Genomic DNA, 10,841 nt, shown 5'->3' on the forward strand with positions numbered 1-10,841 from the left:
GGCTACCTGTTGGGGGGAAACTCCTTTTCTGAAGCCGATGGGAACAAGACTGCACCGGGGAGAGGTGGTTCTGACTACTGGATAGCGAAGATAAATTCCCAGGGTGAGGTGCAGTGGGACCGCTCCTATGGCGGTAACGGTGGAGATCAGGTAGCTACGATGATTGCCACAGCCGATGGTGGCTACTTGCTGGGAGGAACTTCTGCTTCCGAAGTGGGTGGCAACAAAACCGCCCCTTACCGAGGTAACTTCGACTACTGGGTGGTGAAGCTCAATTCCCAAGGCGAGGTGCAGTGGGACCGCTCCTATGGCGGCACAGGCTATGATGAAATGGCAACCATGATTTCCACAGCCGATGGTGGCTACTTGCTGGGAGGAATCTCTTTTTCTGGAGCCGATGGGAATAAGACCTCCACCAATATAGGCGACTTCGACTACTGGGTAGTAAAAATAAGTTCCCAGGGCGAGGCGCAGTGGGACCGCTCCTATGGCGGCACAGGCTTTGATGACCTGGATGAAATATTTGCTACGGCCGACGGCAACTACCTGCTAGGGGGTACCTCCATTTCAGGTGTGAATGGCAACAAGACCGCACCCTTTAGAGGAGGGTTCGGCGACTACTGGGTAGTAAAGATAAATACCCAGGGCGTTTCGCAATGGGACCGCTCCTATGGCGGCACCGATAGTGACGGGCTGAACACCATGTTTGCCACGTCCGACGGAGGCTACCTGCTGGGGGGAATTTCCAGGTCCGAAGACGGCAACAAGACTGCACCCAGAAGAGGAGATTTATTTGGTGACTACTGGTTAGTCCGGCTGGAGGGCTGCGGTGCTACAGTCAGCATTACAGCAGCGGGCGGCGTACTTAGCAGCAGCCAAACTAATGGCAACCAATGGCTAAATAGTAGCAAAGCTGAAATAGCAGGCGCTACCGCCCAAGCTTACACGCCTACCTTCAATGGTACCTATTACGTTCGTTATACCAACGCCACCAGTGGCTGTGCCGTACTCAGCCCTGGCATCACTGTGACTAATCTAACTGACCCTACCGCCCGCACCGCCAGCCTGGCTGCCGGTGGCATCCAGCTGTACCCCAACCCCAGCCAGGGCCAGCTAAACGTAGCCCTAGCCACCCCCGGCAGCTACAGCCTGCAGCTGACCGACTTACAGGGCCGCGTAGTATACACCACCCAGCTGAGCGGCAGTGCCACTGGTACTACCACCACACTCCAGCTGCCCAGCCTGCCTGCAGGCCTGTACGCCGTGCAGATCAGCGGGGCAAATGGTACGCATAGCGGCAAGCTGAGTGTGCAGTAGGCTATAATAGCTATAAGCCTGTAACCGAAGGGGTCTGTGTCGGATAGATGCAGACCCCTTTTTTGTTTGGGAAACACACACAGGAGGCAGGAACGCTGCTGTGGCAGGGGCCAGACTGTCAACCGCTGAAGAACGGCCCTGCTGTGGCAGTACCAGGGCCAGATGGGCCAGGTGAATGCCCGTGCTTTTAAGGCTCCCTAGGCACTAGCCGTGCAGGGATTAGTGTGAGCAAGAGATCTGGTTTCTCTGGGTCATACGCACAGGTTACGCGTGGCGCTAGCCAGCTCTAGTAGGCGGCAATTTCCGCGTGCGAGATGTTGTTATACCTGTATTGTCCTCGCATGTTAGGGTCCACAGGGAACATTGCCGCGAGAACGGTTTTTGTGCTCCCAAGGGCGTACTCGCAATAGCTGCCGCCCGCCAGGGCCTAGCTGTAGCCCAGTATTTTCAGTACCTGCTTGCTGGTTTGCTCTTCGTTGAAGATCTCGAAGGCATAGCCGCCGTCGGTATTCTTGCGGATAAGCACATGGCGGGGGGTGGGGATGAGGCAGTGGTGGATGCCGCCAAAGCCGCTTAGGCTCTCCTGGTAGGCGCCGGTGTGGAAGAAGCCCAGGTACTGCACCTTGCGGGTTTTGGGCAGGAAGACCACATTTACGTGCGCATCCTCGCTGTAGTAGTCTTGGCTGTCGCAGGTTATGCCACCCAGCACCACGCGCTCGTAGCCCGCATCCCAGTTGTTTACCGGCAGCAGGATGTACTTTTGCCCCAGGGCCCATATATCCGGCAGGCTGGTCATCAGGCTACCGTTTATCATCAGCCATTTTTCGCGGTCATTCTGCATCTTTCGGCCTATCACACGGAACAGGATGCCCTGGCTTTCGGCCACGGTAAAGCTGCCAAACTCGGTAATCAGGTTGGGCTCGGGCACCTCATAAGACGCGCAAATAGCTTTTATGCGGCTCACAATCTCGCCGATCATGTACTCATAGTCGTACTCGAAGAAGAGGCTATTTCGATACGGCAGGCCTCCGCCTATGTTCAGCGTATCCAGGTGCGGGTTTATCTTCCGGAACTTGCAGTACAGGTTCACCACCTTTTCCAGCTCATTCCAGTAGTAGGGCGTGTCGTGTATGCCAGCCTGGGTGAAAAAGTGCAGCAGCGTAACCTGAAAGTTTGGGTACTGCGATATTTTGTCGCTATACAGGCTCAGTACATCGTCGGCCCGTATGCCCAGCCTGCTGGTATACAGGTGGTAGTCGGGCTGCTCTTCCACGGCTACGCGTATGCCTATTTTTTGGGGCTCGTCCAGCTCGTCGTCGTAGAAGAAAAACTCCTCCTTATTGTCCAGCACCGGAATAATGTTGGTAAACCCATCGTGGATAAGGTCTACAATGTGCTGCTTATAGGCCTCGCTCTTGAAGCCATTGCAGATAATGAGCACGTCTTTCGCGATCTGCCCTTTTTTCTCCAGTGCCTCGATAAGTGGGATATCGAAGGCCGAACTGGTCTCCAGGTGGATGTCATTTTTCAGGGCCTCCTCCAGCACGTAGCTGAAGTGGCTACTCTTGGTGCAGTAGCAGTAGGTATAGCGGCCCGAATACTTGTGCTTGCGGATGGCATCGTGAAAAAGCTTCTTGGCACGCTGGATATTCTCGGAAATAATGGGCAGATAGCTGAACCGGAGTGGGGTGCCGTAGGTTTCCAGCAGCTCCATCAGGTTGATGTCGTGGAAGTACAGCTCATCGTCTCGTACCTGGAAGCCGGCCTGTGGAAAGTCGACACTCTGGTTTATAAATTCAGCGTAATTCTGCATGGCATTCGCCTGCAAATATAGGGGCTAGTTTGGTTCCGCAATCGCCCCGCCGGGGCTGCAGGTGGCACAGCCCGGGGCAATCCGTCCACATCGGGCCGCTGCAAGGCCTGGGGTTTTCCACACCCTATTCTGAAAGGCTATTCGGGGATTATTTATGCACATTCCCTTGGCATGCGGCCCTCATTGGGGATATATTATAGGATTAGCTGAACCCTGCTACCTATGTTTTGGCACCGTGTATTAACCGTAGTTGCACTTGGGCTCCTGGGCCTGGGCCTCTATGCGCACTTCCACACCGAAGGCACACAGGCGCTGGCGGCCAGCGCCCATACAGAGGGATTCAGGCGGCAGCGCCTGCACCGGCCGGCCGGCCCTACCGTGCTGCAGGCCACAGCGGCACCAGAGTGGGAGGATGATAGTGTGCAGCAGGCATTTCAGGTGCCCATGCCCACCGGTCAGATGGCTAGCCTGGTGGTAGAGCAGGTATGGAAGCGGCTGCCAGCCGATGCGCCGATGCAACCCGCCCCCCCCTACCTGGCAAGCTATGTGCTGGAGCGGGATACCTTTCATTTTCAGAACTATACCACCCTGCGCCTGCCCAAGGGGGTAACGCAGCTGAGCCGCCAGCTGTACAAGGGCCTGCTGCCGCAGGTGGATGCCTATGCCCTACAGAGCACGCGCTTTGTGGGCTATGCCGCCGGGCTTTTCTGGTTCGAGCAGACCCTGGGCCTGCCGGGTGGCCCACCCTGGGAGGCCGTGTACGTAGGCCTGGATGCACAGGGAAACATCCTGAAAAAAGGGAAAAGCGGGCTATGCGATGGCGGGGTTCAGCTGAGTGCAGACCGTACCCAGCTACTCACCTGCCAGGGCACGCTCTCGCTCACCCGCCAGGTCTTCCGCTCGTTCCACGCGGCACCCACGGCGGCCGTGCGCTACCTGAATGACAGCCTGTACCTGGTGGTGGAGGACAATGCCAGCCCCTACCGGCCCAATGCCCGGCTGATGCACCAGGGGGGCGACACACTCATGCAGTTCCTTTTCCACGGCTACCAGCGGGCCGACCGATACGTGGCAGCCATCGCGCAGGTAGACCAGCGGCTCATCCTGATGGACCCCGAGGTGGGCGAGGTACTGGTGTGGGACCTGAAGCAACCCGAAGCACCCAAGCTAATCCCACTCGATAAGCTGAAGGCCTACAAAACCTTTCAGGAGGGGAAGCGCAGCCTGAGCTGGCCTTTCGCCCAGTGGACACACTGCGCCCTGTATCTGGACGAGCAGGGAATGCCAGCGGGCTATACGCTGGAATAAAAGTAGTGGTAAATTTGGTGGATTTACGGTAGTTTGGTGCTGGTGTGTGGGCTACACACGGGCCAACCTGTTCCCTATTTTGCAGCATGTATGGCAAGGTGATAGAGCCGAGGCCCAACATGCAAACGTAAACCTTGTACAGACGATCATACCAACGTATACGAGAAAATGAAACCATCGCGTAACGCTACCTTGCCTAAGCCCGTGCGCTACCAGCGGATGCCAGGTATGGCACTGGGCATGGTGCTTGTGTGCCTGCTGGCGGGCATACCTGCTGTGTGGGCACAGCAGCAGCCCACACAGCCCTGGCAGGCGGCTGAGGATGGCCCGCAGGCCGAGGCACTACGTGCCATGCTGGCTACGCTGCCCGGTGTACCACCTACAGACAGCGCCTATGTATACCAGCTTACACAAAAAGCGCGGATCTACCTGGAGCTGGATAGCTTCCGCCAGTGCCTGAATGTGCTGGCCGCCATAGCGCCGGATAGCACCCGGCCCACACTGGCGCTGGATCAGTACCTGCTACAGATAGCAGCCTACCATGGCCTGGCGCAGCACGACGAGGCCGAAACGCGGATTGTTGCCGCGGCACAGCTCTACCCCATGCAGTGGCGGGTGTACGATGCCGCCGCACGCACACACTGGGAGCAGGGCCATAACCACTATGCCCAGGCACTACCCGAGCTGGAAACAGCCCTGCACCTAAACCCCCTGAACAGCCTGCTGCTGTACAAGATGGGCCTACTCTACCTATCCGACCACCAGTACGCGCCCGCCACCTGCTACTTGCTGCTGTCTCTGCTTATAGAGCCGGGCAATAGCCGGAACCTGCGCACCATGAAGCTGATAGAGGAGATAAGCACAGCGGGCGATGCCATGGGGAACATGATGCCCGTAATGCCCTACCTGTACAAGCTGGAAGCGCGCATCCGCCAGCAGGAGGCACTGGCGCCCACCTACCCCATACAGGGCGAGCTAGGGGCCTATACCACCTGCCGCCAGGCAGACCTGATGCTGGATGCCCTGGGCAGCACACTAGGCAACGGAGATTTTTTCAGCCAGTATTATCTGCCATTCATCCGCCACCTGGCTGAGCCCAAGCTGCGCCGGTACCTGCCCCTGCAGCTGATGCGGGGCGTAGATGCCGAAAAGGTGCAGCAGCAGATAGAGGCCTACCGATCTACCGCCACGGCGCTGGCCGACGAGCTACGCACCTATGTATCGGGCGAGGCAGGGGTGCGCACCCTGCAATATGAGGGACAAACCTACTACGTAGCCCTGCGCTACCCGGATGGCACACCGCGCAAGCTGTATGCCCAGGCGGCACTTACCGAGCAGGGATACCAGTTCTGGGGAGACTACCGCAGCTTCCACCCCACGGGCAAGCTGCACGCACGCGCACACGCCCTGCAGGGGGGCAGCTTCGACGGGCCGTACGAGCTGCTGTATGAGGCCAATGGCCGCGTGAAGGAGCGAGGCCATTTTGCCAACGGCCTACGCCAGGGCAGCCTGCACACCTACCACCCCAATGGGCAGCCCCAGTGGGTGATGTACATGCAGGAGGGCAAGATAACTGGGCCCGTGCGGCAGTACGGCCCCGATGGCAAGCTACTGGCCGCCCGCCCAGCTGCGGCAGCGGCCCCCTACGAGCCAGACGACCAGCCCTAGCAGCGTGCCACCCAACGGCGACGCGGGGGGGGGGGCTGATGGGGGCAGCTAAGCCTCTAGCAGGCTGCCATCCTTCAGCCGGATGGTTTCGCGTGCATACAGCGCTATGTCCTCCTCGTGCGTTACCAGGATGATGGTGTGCCCCTGGCGGTGCAGCTCATCCAGCAGGGCCATGATCTCGTAGCTGGTTTTCGAGTCCAGGTTGCCCGTAGGCTCATCGGCCAGCAAGATGGCCGGGTGGTTGATAAGGGCACGCGCCACCGCCACCCGCTGGCGCTGGCCGCCGCTCAGCTCGTTGGGCCGGTGGTGCAGGCGGTCTGCCAGGCCCACACTGGCCAGGCATGCTGCCGCCCGGGCCAGGCGCTCCTTTTTGCCCAGGCCAGCATACACCAGGGGCAGAGCCACGTTCTCCAGCGCACTCAGGCGGGCCAGCAGGTTGAAAGACTGAAACACAAAACCAATCTCTTCATTCCGCACACGTGCCAGCTCGTGGTCTTTCATCTGGCTCACATCTCGCCCATTTAGCACATAGCGGCCACTGGTGGGGCTGTCCAGGCAGCCCAGTATATTCATCAGCGTGCTCTTTCCGCTGCCGCTGGGGCCCATAAAGGCTACGTAGGCATTGTGGGCTATACGCAGGCTAATGTCGCGCAGGGCGTGGATCAGCTCCCCGCCCATTTTGTACTGCTTGCTGATGTGCTCTAGCTCGATAACCGCCATACTGCAAGTATACGCAAGTGGGCCCTACTTGCCTAGGCAGCTTTTGGCACCAGGCCACCCATACAGCACGGCATTCTGCTAACTTTGCAGCCTACGCTTAGCCTCCCTCCTATGGACATTATCCAGCACCTGCAGCAGCAGGCCAGCCAGCTAATCAGCCAGCTGTACCAGCACACCCTGGCACCCGAGGAAATACTGGTGCAGCCCACCCGAAAGGATCAGGCGGGCGACTACACGGTGGTACTCTTCCCCCTGACCAAGCTGCAGCTGGCCCCCCTGCCCACACTGGGGCAGCAGCTGGGCGATGGCCTGAGCCTACTGCCCGAAGTGGCGCGCTACGAGCTGGTAAAGGGCTTTCTGAACCTGACGATAAGCGATGCCTACTGGCTACGGCTGCTGCTGCACCTGCAGCAGGCGGGCACCCAGTGGCTAAACCTGCCCCCCAAGGCCGAAAAGGCCGTGGTGGAGTACAGCAGCCCCAATACCAACAAACCCCTGCACCTGGGCCACCTGCGAAACAACTTCCTGGGGGCCGCACTGGTAAACCTGCTGCGGGCAGCCGGCTACCCCACCCGGGCGGTAAGCCTGTATAATGACAAGGGCATCCATATATGCAAGAGCATGCTGGCCTGGCAGTGCTACGGCCAGGGCGAAACCCCCCAAAGTAGTGGACTGAAGGGAGACCACCTGGTGGGCAAGTACTATGTGCGCTTCGACCAGGAGTACCGCAAGGAAGTAGCCGCCCTGGTAGCACAGGGCATGGAGGAAGAACAGGCAAAAAATGAGGCACCCCTGATGCAGGACGCCCGCCAGCTGTACCGAGACTGGGAGGCGGGCAAGCCCGAGGTAATAGCCCTGTGGCAGCAGATGAACAACTGGGTGTATCAGGGCTTTGAGCAGACCTATGCCCGTATAGGCGTACAGTTTGACCAGTACTACCACGAGAGCGACACCTACCTGCTGGGCAAGCAGATTGTGATGGAGGGGCTGGAGAAAGGCATATTCTACCGGCAGGCAGATGGCTCGGTGTGGGTAGACCTGACAGACATAGGCCTGGACCAAAAGCTGCTGCTGCGCAGCGATGGCACCAGCCTGTACATGACCCAGGACCTGGGCAGTGCCGACCTGCGCTACCACGACCACCACATGCACCGCAGCATCTACGTAATAGGCAATGAGCAGGACTACCACATGACGGTGCTGAAAGAGATCCTGAAACGCCTGGGCCGCCCCTATGCCGAGGGTATACACCACCTGAGCTATGGCATGGTAGACCTGCCCAGCGGAAAAATGAAAAGCCGAGAGGGCACCGTGGTGGATGCGGATGAGCTGATAGACGAAATGATAGAAACCGCCCGCACAGCCACCGAAGAGCTGGGCAAAACCGAGGGCATGGAAACAGCCGAGCTGGACAAACTGTACAGCATGCTGGCCCTGGGGGCACTAAAGTACTACCTGCTGAAGGTGGATCCCGGCAAGCGCATGCTCTTCAACCCACAGGAGAGCATCGACTTCAAGGGGCACACAGGCACCTTTATCCAGTACACGCACGCACGCATCCACGGCATACTGCGCAGGGCGCTGGCCGACCGGCCGGGGCTGCTGGCCGAGGCCACCCAGTACGAGGGCCTGAGCCTGCACCCGCTGGAGCGCGAGCTGCTGCACCGCCTGCAGGCCTGGCCACGCCTACTGGCCGAGGCCGCTGCCACCTGCAACCCCGCCCTGGTAGCCCAGTATGCCTACGACCTGAGCCGAGACTACAGCCGCTTCCACTACGAGGTGCCGGTGCTACGTGCCGAGGGGGCCACCCTGGCCCTGCGCGTGCAGCTAAACGCCCAGGTGGCGGCCCACCTGGCCCACGCCCTGGCCCTGCTGGGCATACCTGCCCCCACCCGTATGTAGCGGCCCAGGCCGCCCTGGATGCCTGGCACCGGGTGTATAAGCACACAAAAAGGCCCGCACTATTCGTACGGGCCTTTTTCTTTTAGGCAGCATCTACTAACCAGAGCCTACTGCACGCTCAGCTTGCCGCTGTAGGTGCCACTGGCACCGGCTACCTGTACGCTGTACAGGCCGGGGGCCAGGCTGGGCAGCTGCAGGCTGGTGGTAGTACCACCGGCACTGCTACTTAGGGTAGTGGTGTATACCACGCGGCCCTGTGGGTCGGTCAGCTGCAGGCTGTAGCTGCCGGGGGTGGCCAGGGCTACGGTCAGCTGGCCCTGTGTGGGGTTGGGGTACAGCTGGATGCCGGCGGCGGCTAGGCTGGCGGTGCGGGCGGTGGTACTAGCCACAAAGCTGATGGCGTTGCTCACCTGGTAGTCGCCGTTGGCATCTACGTAGCTGAGGTAGTAAGTGCCGCTGGCATCGGGGGTGAAGGTGGCGCTGGTGGCACCCACTATGGGCTGCAGATTGGCATCCAGCCACTGGATGGTTGCGGTGTTAACGCCTGCCGGAGCGCTGAGGCTATTGCTGCCAGCTGTTTGAACAACCTGAACGCTGCTGTTTATGGCATATGCGGTGGCTTTCACAGAGGCTACGGCACTCATGCAACCATTGTTGCTCATAATACGGGCGTAGAAAGTCGCCGTCTCACCTGCCTGCAGTGTGTAGGCAGGGCTGGTGGTACCAGGATTGCCGAAACTAGTGTTATCGCTGCTCCACTCCAGCTGTTGGCCTGCCTCCAGGGTACCGCCGTAGGTAAACTGTACGCTGCCGACTCCCTGGCGTGCTTGGTCGGCTATTGCGGGAGCGGCAAGCGGGACACACTGGCCATGCACCCGGGCGATACTTCCTCTGGGGGAACCGTTGTAGGACGTAAAATCGCCGCCTATCAGCACCTTACCATCTGACTGTATCACGATGGCGCTAGCCAAACCGTTCAAGCCTGTACCGGGATTAAAGCCGACATCCAGGCTACCGTCTGCGTTCAGGCGGGCGATGTAGTTACGGGCCGTGCCGTTGTAGGTAGTGAAGTCCCCCCCTATCAGCACCTTGCCATCTGACTGTAGCACGAGGGTATTAATTGAACTGTTCGCTCCCGTACCGGGGTTAAAACCGGCATCCAGGCTGCCATCGGCATTCAGGCGGGCGATGCGGTTACGGGCCGTGCCGTTGTAGGACGAAAATCCACCACCTATGAGCACCTTTCCGTCGGGCTGAAGCGCAATGGTTTTAACAGACCCCCCATAAGGTCCATTAGTTGTTCCGGTGCCCGGATTAAAGCTCGCATCCAGACTGCCGTCAGCATGAAAGCGAGCGATTCCATTACGAGACACGCCGTTGTAAGAAATAAACTGCCCGCCTATTAGCACCTTGCCATCTGACTGTACCACGATAGCATTAACTGAGCCGTCTGCTCCCGTACCAGGGTTAAAGGTAACATCCCGGCTGCCGTCGGCATTCAATCGCGCAATGCGGAAGTAGGGCTTGTTATACTCGGGGACAAAGTCACCGCCTATCAGCACTTTGCCGTCAGGCTGAACAGCGAGGGCCCTCAGTTCATAATTTGGCCCGTCCCAATCAAAAGAGACATCCAAACTGCCGTCGGCATTCAGGCGGGCGACGTGGGTGCGGAAGATACCGTTGTAGGATCTAAAATTGCCGCCTATCAGCGCTTTTCCGTCGGGTTGCAACGCAATGGTGGAAATGTATCCCCCACCGGGAAACTCGTCTATAGCCGTACCGGGATCAAACTCAGAGTCTAAGCTGCCATTGGCATTCAGACGCGCAATACATCTCCTAGCCGAGTCATTGTACAAGGTGAAGTAACCGCCTAACAGCACCTTGCCGTCGGACTGAAGGGCGAGGCAATTTAGCCACCCTCTAACTACCCCCTTTCCAGGACTAAAAGTGAAATCCAGACTACCATATGAACTTAAACGGGCGATTCGATTGCGTCCTGATTCGTTGTGGGTTGTAAAGTCCCCACCAATTAGCACCTTGACAACTGGCCCGTCAGGTTGAAGGGCCAGGGCATTAATCTGATCATTTAGCCCCGTGCCTGTAGGAGTAAAAA

At 58.9% G+C, this 10,841-nt stretch carries 7 protein-coding genes; 4 read left to right on the forward strand and 3 right to left on the reverse strand.

Translation table 11 applies throughout. From position 1 onward, the window contains the following. Positions 1-1,317, forward strand: a 1,317-nt coding sequence (locus LW884_09610; GenBank protein ID MCE3008583.1) for a T9SS type A sorting domain-containing protein, incomplete at its 5' end; no start/stop codon positions are given. A 427-nt stretch (positions 1,318-1,744) separates the two neighbouring features. Here LW884_09610 and LW884_09615 read toward each other — a convergent pair. Further along, entirely contained in the window at positions 1,745-3,130 is a 1,386-nt protein-coding gene (locus LW884_09615) for an arginine decarboxylase (GenBank protein MCE3008584.1), read from the reverse strand. Positions 3,131-3,352: 222 nt separating this feature from the next. Here LW884_09615 and LW884_09620 point away from each other — a divergent pair, with 222 nt between their 5' ends. Next, a complete protein-coding gene (locus LW884_09620) occupies positions 3,353-4,438 on the forward strand; it encodes a hypothetical protein (protein MCE3008585.1) in 1,086 nt (361 codons plus the stop codon). Between the two features lie 168 nt (positions 4,439-4,606). Next, the gene (locus LW884_09625; protein MCE3008586.1) at positions 4,607-6,106 is read left to right on the forward strand and encodes a hypothetical protein; all 1,500 of its coding nucleotides are present in this window, start codon (positions 4,607-4,609) and stop codon (positions 6,104-6,106) included. 48 nt (positions 6,107-6,154) lie between these two features. Here LW884_09625 and LW884_09630 read toward each other — a convergent pair whose 3' ends face one another. Beyond that, positions 6,155-6,826, reverse strand: coding sequence for an ABC transporter ATP-binding protein (locus LW884_09630; GenBank protein ID MCE3008587.1), 672 nt, complete (start codon positions 6,824-6,826; stop codon positions 6,155-6,157). Positions 6,827-6,937: 111 nt separating this feature from the next. Here LW884_09630 and argS point away from each other — a divergent pair, with 111 nt between their 5' ends. Then, positions 6,938-8,728, forward strand: a complete 1,791-nt coding sequence (gene argS, locus LW884_09635) for an arginine--tRNA ligase (protein ID MCE3008588.1) — start codon at positions 6,938-6,940, stop codon at positions 8,726-8,728. A gap of 107 nt (positions 8,729-8,835) precedes the next feature. Here the strand turns inward: argS and LW884_09640 are convergent, their stop codons facing one another. After that, positions 8,836-10,290, reverse strand: coding sequence for a T9SS type A sorting domain-containing protein (locus LW884_09640; protein ID MCE3008589.1), 1,455 nt, complete (start codon positions 10,288-10,290; stop codon positions 8,836-8,838). Between the last annotated feature and the right edge of the window lie 551 nt (positions 10,291-10,841).

This window comes from Bacteroidota bacterium, from assembly GCA_021300195.1.
Taxonomy (GTDB): domain Bacteria; phylum Bacteroidota; class Bacteroidia; order J057; family JAJTIE01; genus JAJTIE01.

What these genes read in the sequence shown, in the direction of transcription:
- LW884_09615 (MCE3008584.1), bottom strand. Translation starts at nt 3,130, where the DNA reads ATGCAGAATTACGCTGAATTTATAAACCAGAGTGTCGACTTTCCACAG.
- LW884_09630 (MCE3008587.1), bottom strand. Translation starts at nt 6,826, where the DNA reads ATGGCGGTTATCGAGCTAGAGCACATCAGCAAGCAGTACAAAATGGGC.
- LW884_09620 (MCE3008585.1), top strand. Translation starts at nt 3,353, where the DNA reads ATGTTTTGGCACCGTGTATTAACCGTAGTTGCACTTGGGCTCCTGGGC.
- argS (MCE3008588.1), top strand. Translation starts at nt 6,938, where the DNA reads ATGGACATTATCCAGCACCTGCAGCAGCAGGCCAGCCAGCTAATCAGC.
- LW884_09625 (MCE3008586.1), top strand. Translation starts at nt 4,607, where the DNA reads ATGAAACCATCGCGTAACGCTACCTTGCCTAAGCCCGTGCGCTACCAG.